This window comes from Nonomuraea sp. B5E05, from assembly GCF_039880665.1.
Lineage (GTDB): Bacteria > Actinomycetota > Actinomycetes > Streptosporangiales > Streptosporangiaceae > Nonomuraea.
This window is the reverse complement of sequence record NZ_JBDPMJ010000006.1, coordinates 275726-292204: the sequence shown is the minus strand read 5'-3', so window position 1 is coordinate 292204 and position 16479 is coordinate 275726. Positions and strand designations below refer to the sequence as shown.

The window sequence follows — 16479 nt, the reverse complement described above, 5'->3', positions numbered from 1 at the left end:
CTCCTTCGGACCTGGCCCTGGAGGAGAATCGTGCGTCTGATCTGGCCTGCCCTGTTCATGCTGGCCACCTCGTGTGGCGCGGCTGAGGAGGGCGCGCAGCCCGTCGTCTCGGGCGCGTTCGGCAGCAAACCGGTCGTCGCCATCCCCAAGGGAAACCCGGGCCACACGCCGCGCATCGCGGTGTTGTCCGTGGGCAGCGGCCGGCGTACGGTCCCCGGCGACGTGGTGCTCGCCGACGTCGACATCCGGCGCTGGTCCGGCAACCAGCCCTACCTCAGCACCCACGACGGGCACCAGCCCACGACGGTGGTCTTCGACGGCAGGCAGGTGTCGGAGACGTGGCGGCAGTCGCTCATCGGCCGTCCGGCGGGCAGCAGGGTCATGCTGATCAGCCCGGCGGCGGACGCCCTCGGCCCCCAGGTGCCGCTGACCGGCCTGGCCCCGGCGGACACGCTGGTGCTGGTCTTCGACATCCTGGGCGGCTACCCGCCCGACGCCCGGCTCGTCGGGCGTCCCCTGCCGGTCGTTCCCGCCGACCTGACGCCGGCCGCGCAGCCGCGCGTCCTCATCGACGGCTCCGGGCCGCAGGTCGTGTCCGGCGCGAAGATCGTGGTCCAGTACGTGGCCGCCTCCTGGCCGTCACGCACGGTCGTGGACTCGTCGTACCGGAGGGGCGGGCCCAGCGCGTTCACCCTGGAGGAGGGCTCCGTGCCCGCGGGCTGGACGGCCGCCCTGGACGGCGTGCGCGTCGGCAGCCGGGTGGCCGTGCCCTCCCCGGGGCCCGCGCCGATGCTCTACGTCGTCGACGTCCTCGACACGATCACGCAGGCGTAGGCCGGGCGGCGCGCCACCACCCGGCCCGGTCCTCGTCGCCGCTCTAGTCGCAGTGCTCCCAGGGGCTGTTGTACGCGGTGCCCCCGGCCGAGCCGCCCCACTTGACGCAGGTGCTGGGCGCGGACGCGGTCACCGGTCCCGCGTAGTAGGAGAAGTTGCCCGAGTCGGTCTTCCTCGCACTGCCCTGCACTTCCAGGTAGGCGCTGGTCGCGGTGGCGGTGCCGAGCGACTTCGCCTTCAGCGTGACGACGCAGTTGCTGCGGTTGCCGCTGTTGTAGAGCAGGTAGACGGTGCCGTTGCTCCCGAGCGCGGCCGAGTCGATCACGTTGAAGCCCGTGCCGCAGACCTCCTGCGGGCTGTACGGGTTGCTGGAGCCGCCGCAGTTCTTGGAGGTCAGCGTCTGCTGCGGGTAGCCGAAGGTCGTCCCGTTGAAAACGGCCCGCTGGATGTTGGACGGATAGCTGCTTCCCTGACGTACCTCGTAGTGGAGGTGAGGGCTGATGTTGTTGCCCGGCTTGCTGGTGTTGCCGACCGTGCCGATCTTCTGGCCCTGCGAGACGGACTGTCCCTGGCTGACCGAGCGGACGTTCAGATGGGCGTAGTACGTGGACCAGCCCGACCCGTGGTCGATCTTGACCAGGTTGCCGTAGCCGTTCGTCGAGCCCTGGTGCGCCGAGATCACCACGGTGCCGGCCGCGGCGGCCACCACGGTGTCGCCGAGGTCGGCGTCCGCGGTGCTGCCGCGGTTGAAGTCGATCTCGTACGACCTGTGCGCACTGCTGGCGCTGGAGTTGCCCGTCCAGGACTGGCCGCAGGGGAACGGCAGCTGGAAGTTGGTCGCGAGGATCTGCGCCTGCTCCGACTCCGGCGCCGGGTCGGCCGCGGCGGTTGTCGTCGTTCCGAGGCTGAATAAGAGTGCGACGCCCGCGACCATTGCTCCGCTGAGCTTCATGGGGTGATCCTTTCCCGTGGGATCTCTGAGACAAGGGTCTGCATAAGCCGCACATAAATCGTCCAGAACCAATACAAAAGCTGTCAGGCCTCTGTAGAGGAGCTGATGCGGATGTCGATCACTTTCCACGTGCTCGGGCCGCTCGAAGTCCGGTCCGCCGGACGTACCGTACGGATCTCCGGCAGGAAACCCCGGCTGCTGCTGGCCACGCTGCTGCTGGACGCGGGCCGGGTGGTCGGCGCCGACCAGCTCGTCGAGGTGCTCTGGCCGCATCGCCCGCCGCGTTCCGCGCAGGCCAACGTGCGCACGTATGTGAGCGTTCTCAGGTCGGAGCTGGGCCAGGGGCACTTACGCGCCGACGGCTCCGGCTACGCGATCGACGTGGCCGACGGCGCGCTCGACCTGCTGCTCTTCGAGGACCTGGTGGACCGGGGCGAGTACGCGGAGGCGCTCGCGCTCTGGCGCGGCGCGCCGCTGTGCGACCTGCCGGGCAGCCCGGTCTGGGACCGCCGTCTCGAACGCCTCCATCAGGGGCGCCTGCGGGCCGCGGAAGCGCTGATCGACCGGCGTCTCGAGCAGGGCGACCACGACGGCGCGATCTCCGAGCTGCGCGGGCTGCTGGCCGAGCACCCCTACCGGGAGGACCTGTGGGGGCGCCTGGTGCTGACCCTGCACAGGGGCGGCAGGAAGGCCGAGGCCCTGCGTGCCTACGCCACGGTCAGGGGCAGGCTGGTGGACGAGCTCGGCGTCGAGCCGGGTGCGGAGCTGCGCGGGGCGTACGAACTGATCCTGGCGGACGACGCGCTGCCCGCCGCCCCCCGGCAGCTTCCACCTGATCTGCCCGACTTCACCGGCCGGGCCGGCGCCCTGGCCGAGCTCGCGGAGCCGTTCTCCGTCGCGGTGATCTCGGGGCCGCCCGGTGCGGGCAAGTCGGCGCTGGCCGTGCACGTCGCGCACGGGCTGTGCGCGTCCTTCCCCGACGGGCAGCTCTACCTGGAGCTGGACGGCAGGGAGCCGGGCGACCTGCTGGCCGAGGCGCTCAGAGCGCTCGGCGTGGAGGCGGCGCCGCCCACGGTGCGCGAGCGCTCGGCGCTGTTCAGGTCGCTGCTGGCCGAGCGGCCGATGCTGGTGGTGCTGGACGACGCCCGCGACGCCGGCCAGGTGCGGCCGCTGCTGCCCGGCAACGGCAGCGCGGTCATCGTCACGAGCAGGCGCCGGATCACCGAGCTGCCGGGCGCGGTACGGATCCAGCTCGGCCGGCTCGGCCCGCGGGAGGCGCTGTCGCTGCTCGGCAACATCGTGGGCGAGGACCGCGTGGCCCGCGAGCTGGAGGCCGCGCAGGCGATCGTGGCCGCGTGCGGGCGGCTGCCGCTGGCGGTCAGGAACGCCGGCGCGCGGCTGGCCGGCCGGCCCGGCTGGTCGCTGGCGGTGCTCAGGCAGCGCCTGGAGGACGACTGCCTCGGCGAGCTGGGAGACGTGCGGGCCACCCTGGACCACGGCTACGCGCGCCTGACCGACGAGGCCGCCCGCATCCTCGGCACGCTGGGCAGGCTCGGCGCGCCCGCCCAGCCGGGGTGGGTGATCGACGCCGCGCTCGGCAGGCACGGCGCGCACGACGTCACCGACCTGCTGGTGGACGTCAACCTGCTCGACCTGGTCGGCACCGATCCGGTGGGTCAGCCGCGCTACCGGGTGCCCGACCTCATCGGCCGGCACGCGCTCGAACGCGGCCCCGCGCTGTCCGGCGGGCCGGGAGAACGGGACGGGCTCGACGCCGTGGCCAGGGTGCTGGCCGCGTGGACGGCGACCACCGAGCACGCCATGGCGCGGCTGCCGACCACCGTGTTCAGCCTCACCGCCGCCAGGGCGCCGCGCTGGCGGCTGCCGGAACGCACGCTCGAACGGCTGACCGCCGACCCGGTCGCCTGGTTCGAGGCCGAGCACGAGGCGCTGGCGGGCGCGGTGGACGTGGCGGCCGAGCTGGGGCTGGCCGAGTCGGCGTGGGGGCTGGCCGCGGCCATGGTCCCCTGCCTCGACCTGCGCTGCGACCTCGGCACATGGCGGCGTACCCACGCCTCCGCGCTGGCCGCCGCGCGCGCCGCCGGCGACACGTACGGTGAGGCCGCCATGCTGAGGGGCCTGGCCCAGGTCAGCCTCTACCAGGACCGGTACGAGGAATCCGCGGAGGGCTTCACCCGATCACTCCAGATATTTCACGACTTGGGCGACAGCCGGGCCGAAGCCACCTCCATCTGCGGCCTCGGCGCGGTGAGCCAGTTCCGCGGCCGGTACGCCCGCTCCCTCGGACACTTCCGGCACGCCCTGGCCATCTTCCTGGCCACCGGCGACAAACAGGGCGAAGCGTACGCCCGCCAGGCCATCGGCCGGGTCTGCCTCAAGTCCGGCGACCTGGCGCAGGCGTCGCAATCGCTGGCCCAGGCCATGCGGCTGGCCCAGGAACTCGGGGACGCCCACCGGGAAGGCTGCGTGTGCGTCCAGATGGGGCACCTGCACCACGCGATGTCGTTCCACCGGCACGCGCTGGAGATCTTCGAATCGCTGGGGGACCGGCACTGCGGGGCGTACGCGCTGCAGAGCCTGGCCGGGCTGCAGGCCGAACGCGGGGACCTGGCGCGGGCCTCCACCGGGCTCGAACGCTCGCTGGAGATCTTCCAGGAGCTCGGCGACCGCAGCGGGGAGGCCTCGACCACCGAGCTGCTCGGAGAGCTGCACCGTTCGGCCGGGCGTACCGGGCTGGCGCTCGACTACCTCCGGCACGCCAAGGCGCTCCGCCGCAACCTGCCCGCCTGAGCCGGGTCGCTCCGCCGCAACCGTGCTCTTCGACGGGACGCAGGCCGATGGTCATGAACGGGACACTATGCGACGTACGAGCCGTCTGAGCCGCGACTCCTGGAGCGGCGACGCCGTCAGGGCGTCGAGCGCCTCGGCGGCGGACGGCCGCTTGGCGGGGGAGTGGTCGAGCATCCTGCGCACCACCTCGGGCACGTCGGGCCCGTGGGCGTCGGCGCTCGTCGGGAGCTGGCCGGTGAGGAGCTGGTAGGCGATGGCTCCGGCGGCGTAGACGTCGGAGGCGGTCGTCATCCGGTCGGGGCGTTCCTGGCACTCCGGAGCCGTGTAGTGGGCGTCGAGCACGTTGCCCAGCTCGTGGGCCACGGTGTAGTCGCGCGGCCCTGGCTTGGCGTAGTCGAACCCGGTCAGCACCGCGTGCCCGTCGTCGGTGACCAGCACGGAGGCGGGCGTCAGCGCCCGGTGGACGACGCCGTTGGCGTGCGCGTGCGCCAGCCCGCTCAGCAGATCCCTGATCACGCCGAGCCGGGCGCCCCGGCCCAGCGACAGGTGCAGGGCCTCGCCGTGCACGTCGTCGAGCACCAGCACGAACCGGCTCTCGTCGTCGATGGCGAAGAAGTCGCGCGGGCGCACCATGCACGGGTGGGGCGGGATGCGGGCCAGGGTCTGGTAGGCGTTGGCGATGCGCTGCCGCTCGGCCGCCCGCGCCTCGTGGTCGGCCAGCGGATCGGCCTGGTAGACGCGGAGCAGCACGGTCTCGCTGCCGGGCAGTGTCACGTTGAACGCCCGATATTCGGTGACCTTGGCGTCGCCGCCGAGTTGCTCCTCGACCTCCCAGTTGCCGTACCTGGGCGGCGCGGTGCTGCGGCGCACGGTCTGGTTGAGCGCGTCGAGGATCGCCGTCATGTACGGCCTCGCGTCGGGGCTGCACCCGCGCCTGACCCGCGAGACGTCGCTCAACGTGGCCAGCAGCCCTGGCAGGTCGGTGACGTTGACCGCGTCGCGCCCCGCGGGATCGACCAGCTCGGCGTCGGGCGAGGTGAGCACGACCAGGCAGTCGACGTAGACCCGCTCCAGCTGCGTGGCCTGCGCCACCAGCAGCCCTTTCAGCGCCTTCGCGGTGCCGCGCAGCTTGGCCACGGGGGAGCCGAACGCCTCCCTGCGCGGCGGGAACCAGCGGGTGCCGGACACCTCGATGCGCCCCCGGGTGCCCTTGACGTCGACGACCACGAGCGAGTGGCCGGTCAGCACGATCAGATCGACCTCGAAGACGTCGTGGCCGCGCGGGAGCTCGACGTTGTGCAGCAGCAACCAGTCGGCGGGCGCGTGATCTCGCAGGTAGGTGATCACCCGCCGTTCGGCGTCGTTGACTGGACGTCCCCCGCCGACGATCTCTGCCATGCGGACCATACTCCCACGGGAACTCCTTGACAGCATGTTGTCCTCATGGCAGCATGCTGTCATGAAGCACATCCACCACGCCGTGTACGACACCTTCGCCGACTGGGAGACCGGGCACGCCACCGCCCACCTGCGCAGCGGGCGGTTCCACCGCGAGCCCGGCGGCTACGAGATCGTCACGGTGGGCCCGTCCGCCGAGCCCGTGGCCAGCATGGGCGGGCTGCGCGTCACACCCGACCTCGCGCTCGACCGGCTCACCCCCGAGGACAGCGCGCTGCTCATCCTGCCCGGCGCGGATCTGTGGGACTCCGGCGACGTGCTGGCGCCGTTCGCGCGCAAGGCCAGGGAGTTCCTGGACGCGGGCGTGCCGGTCGCCGCCATCTGCGGCGCCACGGCCGGGCTCGCCCGCGAAGGGCTGCTGGACGACCGCGACCACACCAGCGCCGTAGTGCACTACCTGCAGGCCCAGCAGGGCTACGCGGGCGCCGAGCACTACCTCGACCGTGACGCGGTGCTCGACGGCGACCTCATCACGGCCGGTCCGACGGAGCCGGTGGCGTTCGCCAGGGAGATCTTCCGGCGGCTCGACATCTACCGGCCCGAGGTGCTCGACGCGTGGTTCCGGTTGTTCGCCAGGAGTGACGCTTCGGCCTTCGAGGTGTTGATGGCGGCATGACCGAATCGGCTGACCTGCTCTCGGGCCTGGCGCTGGGGGCGTTCCGGCTCAACGGCCAGTTCCTCCAGGTGGCCGAGGGGCTCGCCAAGCCGGCGGGGATGACGGCGGCGTGGTGGCAGGTGCTGGGAGCCGTGCTGCGCGAGCCGCTGCCCGTCGCCGGGATCGCCCGGGTCATGGGGATGAGCAGGCAGGGCGTGCAGCGCATCGCCGACCTGCTGGTGGAGCGAGGGCTGGCCGAATACCGGCCCAACCCCGCGCATCGCCGGGCCAAGCTGCTCCAGCCGACGGCGGCGGGCCGCGAGTCCGTCGCCAGGATCAACCCCGCGCACCAAGAGCTCGCCGACCGCCTCGTGGCCGAACTGGGCGTGGAAACCGCCCACGAATGCCTGGCGGCCCTGCGCCGGCTCTCCTCCGCCCTCCACCACCTCAACGAACACCCCTGACGCACCCCCTTCGTGATGCGGCCTCGAGGGCCGGTTCCCCTCACCGGCCCGGAGAGCGGCCGCGACGGGTCGTCCGGGCGGGCGGCCGGCGTCCTCGTCACGCCGCCGGAGCCGGCGTCACCCGCAGTTTCCAGCGCGGTTTGAACACCGACAACACCGTCGACGCGACGAGCATGACGATCTGCGCGCCCAGCGCGGTCGTCTGGCTCCACTGGTCCGAGGCGACGGCCGCCGCGCCCCCTTCGGTGGCGGCCGCCATTCCCTCCGGATCGAAGAGGAACATGCCCACGCAGATCACGGCCACCAGCAGCCCGAGCTTGACCGTCACCCAGTAATAGCGAAACAGCCCCCAATGACTGGTCAGGCCCAGCGTGATGCCGGTGACCAATGCGGTGAGGCTGAGCGGTATGCCGCCCGCGAAGACCAGGTTCGGCATCAGCCGGTAGGCGGCGTGCGCCAACCCCGGATCATTTGTCAGCGACGCCGCGGTATTCAGCACCACCAGGCCCCACACCTCACCGAGCAGCGCGACCGACACGATGATGTGGATGACCAGGACCGTCTTGCGGATAGGTGGCCGCATCGATCTCACCTGCCTCGGGGATTCGGTAACTCGATGACCATCGTCGCCGCTTCGCCGGCGCCGCACGTCCGTCAGGAGAGGGCGATCGCGGTACGCCGAGCGGCGTACCGCGATTCTCAAGTTTCGGGTGATCGTTGATTAAAAGGAAGTGAATGGAAGGGCCATAGGCCGCGCGGGCAGCCAAAACAAATATCCATGCCCGATCTGCCGGCGGCGTATATATGCGGCGCGTCGGCGAAGAGCGGGAAAATCCGACGCCAAGAAACCGAGGTTTCCCCTTGACCTCCGGGAGAGCAATCCGGGTTGCGGTTTCCGCTGCCTGCCGCGATTGTTATGGGCGGCACCTCACAGCCCTGCGAAAACGACTATGGCGCCGGAAATTCCGCGCCTATCCATGGAGGAAACCAAACATGATCCGTCGCATTCTGGCAGGGGCAGCAATCGCGGCCGCCGCACTCGGCTTCTCCGCCGCCGGAGCATCCGCCGACGTTCCCAACCCCCATAATGAGGGGCAGAACATTCTCAGCCAGCTGAGCGCCCTCGACGACCTGACCGCGCTGAACGACGTGCTCAACGACTCGGTCAAGTACATCGACGTCCTCACCCTGCTCCACCTGAACGACATCGACGCCAGCGTCCTGAGCAACCAGAAGAACGTCGGCGACGACAACTGACGGCTCCTCACGTGCGTGGGCAGGAAGCCGATCGGCGACTCCCGTTCCGCATAGGGGAGCCCGCCCTGGCCAAGGTCGTCTTCCTGATGCCTTGAGGTGAACCGGAGAACGGGTCGTGGATATTCGCGAGTCCACGGCACGCGCTTGGTGGCCACCAGGCTCTCAGCGCCGCGCGGCCCTGGTCGATCACTGCAGGACGACCGGGGCCGCGCGGCAGCGCCTACGCGCGTTCTCCGCCGGCGACGTTGGCCGCGCTCTCGCTCGGCCGTACGATTCCGCGGAAGGTGCGCCGGTCGAGCGGATCGATCCGTACGAGAGCGCCGGTGTACGGCGCGTGCACCATCCGCGTCGCGTCCACCGCCACGGCCACGTGATCGGGCCCGGAACCGCTCCGGTCACTGTCGTAGAAGACCAGGTCGCCGGGTTGCACGTCTTCTCTGGCGATCCGCACGCCCGACCGCCACTGCTCGTGCGTCGTCGTGCCGATCAGCACGCCGGCCCGTGCCCACGCGTACTCGGTGAGGCCCGAGCAGTCGAATCCCCTGATCCTGGCCCCTCTTCCGACTCCGTAGCCCGGCCCGTTCACCCCGCCGCCGCCCCACGAGTACGGGACGCCGATCATCTCGATCGCCGCCCGAACGGCGATGGCGCCGGCCGGTGAACGCGCTGCATCGAGGGCCCTTTCCGCCGCCATCCTGCAATGGTCCGGCGAATGTGCGCCGCATCTGTGGGCGGCCAGCGCGGGCGTGGAATTCATGGCGCCCAGAATGGTCAGGGCCAGCGCGGTCGCCAGCGGCGGCTGTGTTCTTTTCATGGCATATTCAGCGCTCCCGTGACTCGTCGGCGGCACACCAGGATGTTCCGTCGGGAGCATTCCGCCATTCCTGTCGGGATGAAACACGTTTGGGGCATGCGGGGTGCGCGTATGGCGATAAGATGAAAAATGGCGCACGTCTCACTCCGTATAAATCGGGATAAGGCAGGATCCGCCCGAACCGGCCGTGAAGGGCGGCCAAGGAAATGGGGCGCGCATTTGACTTCGACTTAGCTAAGCCCGGTTGCGGCGTGCCGGTGGGCACGAGATTGTTATCCACGAAAATCTCGCGACCCTGTGCGAGCGAATCCCAAGACGCGCATTCCGCGCCGATTCCGAAGAAGGAGAAGTAGAGAAATGATGCGTCGCATTCTTGCCGGTGCAGCCATCGCGGGCTTCATGCTGGGCTTCTCGGCCACGAGCGCCTCGGCCGACGTTCCCAACCCCTACAACAAGGGCAAGCAGATCCTGAGCCAGCTGAGCGCCGCCGACGACCTCACCCTGCTCAACGACGTCGGCAACGACTCCGTGAAGTACATCGACGTCCTCACCGCGGGTCACCTGCAGGACATCGACCTCAGCCTCCTCAGCAACCAGAAGAACGTCGGCGACGACAACTGAGCCGTCCGAGGCGGCGGCGGCTTCCCGCGCGCGCCTGACATGAGGGCAGACCGGTAGCCACGAAGCCGTGGCGGCACCTTACCGGCAAAGCCCCTGGTCGGCACGGCGCGAGAGGGAGCCCCGCCCACCTCGTCGCCTCCGGACAGGCCGGTCCGTCATGCCCGCAGCCGGCGCGGGCACGCCCGTCCTGTCCGGAAAGCGTTAGCCGTCATAATTTCCCCGTGATTCGGTATTTTTACAGCGAAATTTACATAGCCCCACAAACCTCGTGTAACCTTAGATCTGGTTAACCGCCAGACGCCCTGGCGGTCATACCTCGCAGGGAGCATTTCGGCATACAACCCCCGAGTTCGTGTTGGGGGGTGCGGGGAGCGTGAGCGGCGTCGAAGAGCTGCTGCTTTATCAGGACGAGCAGCTGAGCATCGTGGTGCGTGCGGCGCCAGGAGCGCCGGACGTCTCGCTGGTCGGCGAGATCGACGCCACCAACAGCCCCGCCGTGGCCAGCGCCCTGACCCGCTGCCGCCGGGGTCCTTACGTCGTCGTCGACACCGGCGAGCTCACCTTCATCGACGTCTCAGGCCTGCGCGTGCTCCTCATGCCCACCGTGCCGCCCTCGCAACGGTGGATCCGCCTGCACAACGTCACGCCGTACCAGCAGCGGCTGATGCGCATGATGGGGTGGTATTACCAGCCGCGCATCCACGCTCCCACCTAGCCCCGGGCGGCGGTGACGACGGCCGCCGAGGTGCCCAGCCCTGTGGGACCGCCGAGCCGCCACCGCGGCGGCGCCTTGTGCCGGCGCAGCGACTTCTCGTCGTAGCGGAAACACCCGCGGTGCCAGTTGAGAATGGCGGCCAGCCAGTCGCGCAGCTCGGCCACGAACCCGTCGAGATCCCGCCTGGCCTCCGCGTCGAGGCCGAAGTCATCGCAGACGATCGGCAGCTCGTGCTCCACGATGTGCTCGAACTGCCGCACCCGCGACGCCATCAGGTCGCTCACGATGGCCACCGCCGCCGGGTAGTCGCAGTCGAAGAAGTTCTGGACCACCAGGACGCAGTTGTGCACCTCGCCCTCGAACTCGATCTCCTTCTGGTAGGAGAAGACGTCGTTGAGCAGGCAGCCCGCGTCCATCATGGCGTTGGCCAGCGCCACCATCGGCCCGCTGGCATAGACCTCCTCCGGGATGCCCTTGGTGTGCCGCAGCCGGCACAGGCTCATCGTCAGGTCGGAGCCGAAGGTCAGCCTGCGCATCTCGATGTAGTCGACCGGGTCGGGGATGTGGTGGGCCAGCTCGTTGGCCAGCTCCCACAACCAGCCGTCGCACATGTCCTCGATCGCCTTACGCAGTTTGCGGCGGTCGTCGAGCGGCATCGGCCCCGCCGTGCGCATCCACAGGTCGGCCAGCGAACGCTCCAGCGCGCTCGCGGGCAACGTCGCGGGCACGCCGTCGAGCGGCATGAACTCCCCGAACCTGGCCACCGCCACCCGGGCGGCCGCGAGATTGCCCGACCTGCCGAAGACGACGGGGAAGTAGTCGTCGCCGTACGTGCCCCAGGCCAGCCAGCACGCGGCCAGGTCCAGCTCTTCGAGCGAGGCGTCGGGATGCAGGCCCGCCGCGCAGAGCGGCAGGTCGTAGTCGACCAGCTTCTCCTTGTCCCACACCGCCGAGCCCACCACGCCAGGCTGGGCCTCCAGCATGCCCATCTCCGCGCACCACGCCACGGTGTTGCGGCGGGAGGCGTCGAGGTGCGGCGACAACCGCAGCTCGAACGGCACGTAGAGCTCGGGCACGATCGACGGCCCCACCTTCTGGTGCGGCACGTGCGCGAAGTTCCGCAGCCGCTTGGCGCCCAGCAGGTCGACGAGCGACGACATGCCCAGCGGCCGGCTCGCCGTCGCCCGCTTGTTCATGTACCTGCTGGAGCGCATGTGCCACTCGTGCCCGCCCGACTGCCAGTCCTGCAGCCCCTTGACGTACGCCAGCACGCCCGCCGCGCTCAGCGGGTCGATGGCGTGCTCCACGAACAGCGGCCCGAGCTCGGTGCACGTGGTGTGCTCGAACTGGTGCAGCCGCGAGGTCAGCAGGTCGTTGACCGCGTCGGCGGCCTCCTGCGTGGTGCAGCCGAGGAACGTCTCCAGCACCAGCACCCCGTTGCTCAACTCGCCTTCGTCCCTGACCTCCCGCTCGTACGAGAACAGGTCGTTGCGCAGGTGGACGGCGTCGGAGAAGGCGTCGCGCAGCACCCGCATCGGCCGCGACGCGGCGATCCGCGCCGGCACCTCGGCCCCGACCGCGTGCTCGACCAGCCCGGCCGACCAGGGCGCGCCGCCGACCTTGCGCCGCATCTCGATGTACTCGACCGGGTTGGCCACCCGGCCCTTGTTGATGTTGGCCAGCTCCCACAACGACTCGTTGAGCAGGTTGCGCGTGCTCTCGGCGAACCGGGACCGCCAGTCGGCGGACATGCCGGGCACCGTACGGACCCACAGGTCGGCCAGCCCCGCCTCGACCGGGTTGGCCGGCTCGGGCATGGACAGGTCGGCGCCCATCGGCATGAAAAGCGGCAACCGGTCGAGATAGGCCCGGCCGCCCGCCAGGTCGCCGGTGCGTTTGAACACCTCGAGGAAGTGGTCGTCGAAGAAGAAGACCCACACGTACCAGTCGGTGATCAGGCAGAGCTCGGTGCCGTCGCAGTCAGGGTGGGTGTAGGCGCACATCAGCGGATAGTCGTGGGCGTCGAGGTCGGCCTCCTCCCAGACGCCCGAGCCTTCGAGCATGCCCATGTCGCGCGCCCACCGTGTGGAGTGGTCGCGCGCCTGCTCAAGATGCTGGTTGAGCCGGGCGGGATACGGCATGTAGAAGTCCGGCAGTTCGAACGGCTGGCTCATGGTCACTCCTTCATCAACGGGCCACCTCGACGTTCTCCAGCACGCCGAGCGCGTCGGGCACCAGGACCGCCGCCGAGTAGTAGGCGCTGACCAGGTAGGAGGCGACGGCCCGCGCGTCGATGCCGGTGCACCGCACGCTGAGCCCCGGCTCGCGCTCGTCGGGGACGCAGCTCGGGCGCAGGCCGACGACTCCCTGGTCCTCCTCGCCGGTGCGCATCACGAGGATCGAGGTGGTGCCCGCCGGGCTGATCGGGATCTTGTCGCACGGCAGGATGGGCACGCCGCGCCACACGGTCAGCCGGGCACCCTCCAGCTCGGTGCTGCCGGGGTAGAGGCCTGCGGCGGTGCATTCGCGGTGGAAGGCGGCGATGGCCCTCGGGTGGGCGAGGAAATAGCGGGACTTCTTCCTGCGGCAGAGCAGCTCATCCAGGTCGTCGGGCCCCGGAGGGCCGGTGCGGGTGTGGATGCGCTGGCCCGGGTCGGCGTTGTGCAGCAGGCCGAAGTCGCGGTTGTTGACCAGCTGGTGCTCCTGCGACTCGCGTACGGCCTCGACCGTCAGCCGCAGTTGTTCCTCGGTCTGGTCCATCGGCTGGTTGAACAGGTCGGCGACCCGGGTGTGCACGCGCAGCACGGTCTGCGACACGCTGAGCTCGTATTCGCGCGGGCCCGGGTCGTAGTCGGCGAACGTGCCGGGCAGCGCGGGCTCGCCCCGGTGGCCGGCGGCGACGGCGATCTCGGCCTCGCCCTGCTTGTTCTGCGGTCTGGCCAGGCTGATCCGGTGGCGGGCGAGTTGCGCGCTCACCGCCGGTGACCGGTCGGCCAGCGCGCGCAGCTCGGTCCAGGGGAGGGCGAGCACCGTGCACGCCGTCGCCGCCTCCAGCGTGAACCCCCACGGCCCGCCCTCGCTCCCGGCGTGCTCGCCGCCCGCCAGCGTGCCGAGCGCGACCGGGTCGCCGTACGGGCCCGTGCCGACCTTCGCCGCCTTGCCGTACGCGATCAGCAGCAGCTCGTCGGCCGGTCGCCCGGCGCGTACGATCGTCTCGCCCTGCGCGTATTCCCGCTGCTCGAAGCGGCCCGCGAGCTCGTCGAGCGCGGGGTCGTCCGCGAGCCCGCGCAGGAGCGGCAGCTCTGCCAGGCTCGGCGGGACGACGCGGAAGCGGGTGCCCGCGGTGACGAAGCCGACCCGGCCGCCCCCGACCGCGTACGTCAGCCGCCGGTTCACCCGATAGACGCCGGCCGCGACGTCCACCCACGGGAGCACCCGCAGCAGCCAGCGCGGAGAGATCTCCCGCGTCTGCGGAGGCGTCTTGGTCGTCGTCGCGAGCGTGCGGGCCGCCGCCGTGTCGAGGCTCAGCCGCTGGTCGGTCTCCGTCAACACGATCACCACCAATCACTGGGACCCGGAGCGGGTCAGCCGTTCCTGCCGAGCTCGACGTCCTCCAGGAGGCCGAGCGCGTCCGGCACCAGCACGGCGGCCGAGTAGTAGACGCTGACCAGGTAGGAGATGACGGCCTTCTCGTTGATGTTCATGAAGCGCACCGACAGGCTGGGCTGGTATTCGTCGGGGATGCCGGTCTGGTGCAGGCCGACGACGCCCTGGTTCTCCTGACCGGTGCGCATGAGCATGATCGACGTGGTGCGGGCGCCGGTGACGGGGATCTTGTTGCACGGGAAGATCGGCACGCCTCGCCAGGCCGGCACCCGGTGCCCGTTGACCTCGCTCGCCTGCGGGTAGACGCCGCGCTTGCTGCACTCCCTGCCGAAGGCGGCGATGGCCTGCGGGTGGGCCAGGAAGAACGCGGGCTCCTTCCACACGACGGCCAGCAGGTCGTCGAGGTCGTCGGGGGTGGGCGGGCCTGAGCGGGTGCGGATGCGCTGGCCGAAGTCGGCGTTGTGGAGCAGGCCGAAGTCGCGGTTGTTGACCAGCTCGTGCTCCTGGCGCTCGCGCAGCGCCTCGATCGTCAGGCGGAGCTGCTGGTCGAGCTGGCTCATCGGCTGGTTGTACAGGTCGGAGACCCGGCTGTGCACGCGCAGGACCGTCTGCGCCACGCTCAGCTCGTATTCGCGCGGGCTCTGCTCGTAGTCGACGAAGGTGCCGGGCAGCACGGCCTCGCCGGTGTGGCCGGCCGACATGTCGATCGCGGCCTCGCCGTAGTCGTTCTGGGCGCGGTCGACGCTGGTGCGCCGGCTCTCCACGTGGGCGCGCAGCTCGGGCGAGCCTTCGAGGACCTGCTCGAAGTCCTGGCGGGAAAGCGTCAGCACGGTGGTGGCGGTCTTGGCCCTGGCGGTGAACTCGAACTCGCCGCCCCCCGTCAGGGCCTGCTCGCCGAGGTGGTCGCCGTCGGCCAGCACGCCGAGGTTCTGCTCGTCGCCGTAGGCGCCGCGGCTGACCTTGCCCACCCGGCCGTGGGCGATCAGCACGAGCCGGTCGATCTGGGCGCCCTCGGTCACGATCTTCTCGCCGGCCTCGACCTCCTGTTGCGCGAAGCGATCGGCCAGCGCTTGGAGCACCTCCATGTCGTCGAAACCGCGTAGCACGGGCAATTCGGTGAGCTCGGCCGGGATGACCCGGACGTTGGATCCGGTCGTGCTGAACGTGATGCGGCCGTCTCCGAGGGTGTAGGTCAGCCGCCGGTTGACCCGGAACACGCCCCCGGAGCACTGCACCCATGGCAGCAGCCGCAGCAGCCACCGCGAGGTGATCTCCTGCATCTGCGGAGGCGTCTTGGTCGTGGTGGAGAGCTGCCGTGCGGCGTCGGTGCTGAGGCTGAGCTGCCCGGCGCCGTCCTCCGGGGCGTGGGACTGGGTCGTTTCTGTCATCTTTGCACCACCAATCTCGTTAGGGTTCGCGGGCGGATCTGAGCTCGGGCGGAAGCGAGAACGTGAGGGTCTCCTCCGTCAAGGTCACCTGCTCGACGTCGGCGTATCCGCGGGCGGCGAGCCAGCCGAGTAACTCCTCGACCAGCCCCTCCGGCACGGACGCGCCGGAGCTGACCCCGACGGTCCGCACGCCCGCCAGCCACCGCTCGTCGGCGTCGCACGCCCGGTCGACCAGGTAGGCCGCGCCGGCGCCCGCGTTGACGGCGACCTCCACCAGCCGGCGGGAGTTGGAGGAATTGGCCGAGCCGACGACGATGACCAGGTCGCACCTGGCGGCGATGCTGGTGACGGCCTCCTGGCGGTTCTGGCTGGCGTAGCAGATGTCGTCGCTGGGCGGGTCGGCCAGGCCGGGGAAACGCTCGCGCAGCTCGGCGACGGCGCGCATGGTCTCGTCGACGGCCAGCGTGGTCTGCGAAAGCCAGCCCACCGGCGCCGAGCCGTCGGCGGTCACGTCGTCGGTGCGTGCCGGGTCGACGACGTGGATGCGGCCGGGCGCCTCGCCGACCGTGCCCTCGACCTCCTCGTGCTCGGCGTGGCCGATGAGCACGATCTCGTAGCCCGCCTCGGCCATCCGAATGGCCTCCTTGTGCACCTTCGTGACCAGCGGGCACGTCGCGTCGATCGTCGCCAGCCCGCGCAGCCGCGCCTCCTGCTTGACCGCGGGCGCGACGCCGTGGGCGGAGAAGACGACGAGCGCGCCGTCGGGGACCTCGTCGAGTTCGTCGACGAAGACCGCGCCGCGCCCGGTGAGGTCGTGGATCACGGACGTGTTGTGCACGATCTGCTTGCGCACGTAAACGGGTGGTCCGAAGCGATCAAGCGCCTCTTCGACGGTGGTGATCGCGCGTTCGACGCCCGCGCAGAAGCCGCGCGGGGCAGCAAGAAGTACCCGTCCCATCGGGAT

General features: G+C 70.5%; 15 protein-coding genes. 7 read left to right on the top strand and 8 right to left on the bottom strand.

The genetic code is table 11. The annotated features are described in order from the left end of the window. The first annotated feature begins 30 nt into the window (after positions 1 to 30). Positions 31 to 834, top strand: a complete 804-nt coding sequence (locus ABGB01_RS14205) for an FKBP-type peptidyl-prolyl cis-trans isomerase (protein ID WP_347773747.1) — start codon at positions 31 to 33, stop codon at positions 832 to 834. Between the two features lie 43 nt (positions 835 to 877). Here ABGB01_RS14205 and ABGB01_RS14200 read toward each other — a convergent pair whose 3' ends face one another. Further along, positions 878 to 1786, bottom strand: coding sequence for a M23 family metallopeptidase (locus ABGB01_RS14200; RefSeq protein WP_347773746.1), 909 nt, complete (start codon positions 1784 to 1786; stop codon positions 878 to 880). 111 nt (positions 1787 to 1897) lie between these two features. Here ABGB01_RS14200 and ABGB01_RS14195 point away from each other — a divergent pair, with 111 nt between their 5' ends. After that, a complete protein-coding gene (locus ABGB01_RS14195; RefSeq protein ID WP_347773745.1) occupies positions 1898 to 4597 on the top strand; it encodes a BTAD domain-containing putative transcriptional regulator in 2700 nt (899 codons plus the stop codon). Between the two features lie 51 nt (positions 4598 to 4648). Here the strand turns inward: ABGB01_RS14195 and ABGB01_RS14190 are convergent, their stop codons facing one another. Continuing rightward, positions 4649 to 5995, bottom strand: a complete 1347-nt coding sequence (locus tag ABGB01_RS14190) for an NERD domain-containing protein kinase family protein (protein ID WP_347773744.1) — start codon at positions 5993 to 5995, stop codon at positions 4649 to 4651. 61 nt (positions 5996 to 6056) lie between these two features. Between ABGB01_RS14190 and ABGB01_RS14185 the strand changes: the two genes are divergently transcribed. Beyond that, the gene (locus tag ABGB01_RS14185) at positions 6057 to 6671 is read left to right on the top strand and encodes a type 1 glutamine amidotransferase family protein (protein ID WP_347773743.1); all 615 of its coding nucleotides are present in this window, start codon (positions 6057 to 6059) and stop codon (positions 6669 to 6671) included. Continuing rightward, the gene (locus tag ABGB01_RS14180; RefSeq protein WP_347773742.1) at positions 6668 to 7114 is read left to right on the top strand and encodes a helix-turn-helix domain-containing protein; all 447 of its coding nucleotides are present in this window, start codon (positions 6668 to 6670) and stop codon (positions 7112 to 7114) included. The genes ABGB01_RS14185 and ABGB01_RS14180 overlap by 4 nt, the downstream gene beginning before the upstream one ends. A gap of 97 nt (positions 7115 to 7211) precedes the next feature. Here ABGB01_RS14180 and ABGB01_RS14175 read toward each other — a convergent pair whose 3' ends face one another. Further along, positions 7212 to 7652, bottom strand: a complete 441-nt coding sequence (locus ABGB01_RS14175; protein ID WP_347773741.1) for a hypothetical protein — start codon at positions 7650 to 7652, stop codon at positions 7212 to 7214. A 455-nt stretch (positions 7653 to 8107) separates the two neighbouring features. On the opposite strand from ABGB01_RS14175, the gene ABGB01_RS14170 reads away from it, so the two are divergent. Beyond that, positions 8108 to 8371: a hypothetical protein gene (locus tag ABGB01_RS14170; protein WP_347773740.1), complete on the top strand. Its 264-nt coding sequence runs from the start codon at positions 8108 to 8110 to the stop codon at positions 8369 to 8371. A 220-nt stretch (positions 8372 to 8591) separates the two neighbouring features. Here the strand turns inward: ABGB01_RS14170 and ABGB01_RS14165 are convergent, their stop codons facing one another. After that, a complete protein-coding gene (locus ABGB01_RS14165; RefSeq protein ID WP_347773739.1) occupies positions 8592 to 9185 on the bottom strand; it encodes a C40 family peptidase in 594 nt (197 codons plus the stop codon). Between the two features lie 360 nt (positions 9186 to 9545). Between ABGB01_RS14165 and ABGB01_RS14160 the strand changes: the two genes are divergently transcribed. Beyond that, positions 9546 to 9806, top strand: a complete 261-nt coding sequence (locus ABGB01_RS14160; protein ID WP_347773738.1) for a hypothetical protein — start codon at positions 9546 to 9548, stop codon at positions 9804 to 9806. A 373-nt stretch (positions 9807 to 10179) separates the two neighbouring features. Continuing rightward, entirely contained in the window at positions 10180 to 10521 is a 342-nt protein-coding gene (locus ABGB01_RS14155; RefSeq protein ID WP_347773737.1) for an STAS domain-containing protein, read from the top strand. Here the strand turns inward: ABGB01_RS14155 and ABGB01_RS14150 are convergent. The 4 genes from ABGB01_RS14150 to ABGB01_RS14135 are packed head-to-tail and all read right to left on the bottom strand — an operon-like array spanning position 10518 to position 16473. Continuing rightward, positions 10518 to 12695 carry a terpene synthase family protein gene (locus ABGB01_RS14150; RefSeq protein ID WP_347773736.1) on the bottom strand — a complete coding sequence of 726 codons (2178 nt, stop codon included), beginning with the start codon at positions 12693 to 12695 and terminating at the stop codon, positions 10518 to 10520. The genes ABGB01_RS14155 and ABGB01_RS14150 overlap by 4 nt on opposite strands. 13 nt (positions 12696 to 12708) lie before the next feature. Further along, entirely contained in the window at positions 12709 to 14070 is a 1362-nt protein-coding gene (locus tag ABGB01_RS14145; protein WP_347773832.1) for a family 2B encapsulin nanocompartment shell protein, read from the bottom strand. Positions 14071 to 14105: 35 nt separating this feature from the next. Continuing rightward, complete coding sequence (locus tag ABGB01_RS14140; protein ID WP_347773735.1) at positions 14106 to 15515, bottom strand: family 2B encapsulin nanocompartment shell protein; 1410 nt, start codon at positions 15513 to 15515, stop codon at positions 14106 to 14108. A gap of 19 nt (positions 15516 to 15534) precedes the next feature. Continuing rightward, on the bottom strand, positions 15535 to 16473 hold the full coding sequence (locus ABGB01_RS14135) for a 4-hydroxy-3-methylbut-2-enyl diphosphate reductase (RefSeq protein ID WP_347773734.1): 939 nt from the start codon (positions 16471 to 16473) through the stop codon (positions 15535 to 15537). Between the last annotated feature and the right edge of the window lie 6 nt (positions 16474 to 16479).

Bases quoted from the DNA above. Each gene is read 5' to 3' on its own strand.
- ABGB01_RS14200 (WP_347773746.1), bottom strand. From the start codon at position 1,786: ATGAAGCTCAGCGGAGCAATGGTCGCGGGCGTCGCACTCTTATTCAGC.
- ABGB01_RS14195 (WP_347773745.1), top strand. From the start codon at position 1,898: ATGTCGATCACTTTCCACGTGCTCGGGCCGCTCGAAGTCCGGTCCGCC.
- ABGB01_RS14190 (WP_347773744.1), bottom strand. From the start codon at position 5,995: ATGGCAGAGATCGTCGGCGGGGGACGTCCAGTCAACGACGCCGAACGG.
- ABGB01_RS14185 (WP_347773743.1), top strand. From the start codon at position 6,057: ATGAAGCACATCCACCACGCCGTGTACGACACCTTCGCCGACTGGGAG.
- ABGB01_RS14180 (WP_347773742.1), top strand. From the start codon at position 6,668: ATGACCGAATCGGCTGACCTGCTCTCGGGCCTGGCGCTGGGGGCGTTC.
- ABGB01_RS14170 (WP_347773740.1), top strand. From the start codon at position 8,108: ATGATCCGTCGCATTCTGGCAGGGGCAGCAATCGCGGCCGCCGCACTC.
- ABGB01_RS14165 (WP_347773739.1), bottom strand. From the start codon at position 9,185: ATGAAAAGAACACAGCCGCCGCTGGCGACCGCGCTGGCCCTGACCATT.
- ABGB01_RS14160 (WP_347773738.1), top strand. From the start codon at position 9,546: ATGCGTCGCATTCTTGCCGGTGCAGCCATCGCGGGCTTCATGCTGGGC.
- ABGB01_RS14150 (WP_347773736.1), bottom strand. From the start codon at position 12,695: ATGAGCCAGCCGTTCGAACTGCCGGACTTCTACATGCCGTATCCCGCC.
- ABGB01_RS14140 (WP_347773735.1), bottom strand. From the start codon at position 15,515: ATGACAGAAACGACCCAGTCCCACGCCCCGGAGGACGGCGCCGGGCAG.
- ABGB01_RS14135 (WP_347773734.1), bottom strand. From the start codon at position 16,473: ATGGGACGGGTACTTCTTGCTGCCCCGCGCGGCTTCTGCGCGGGCGTC.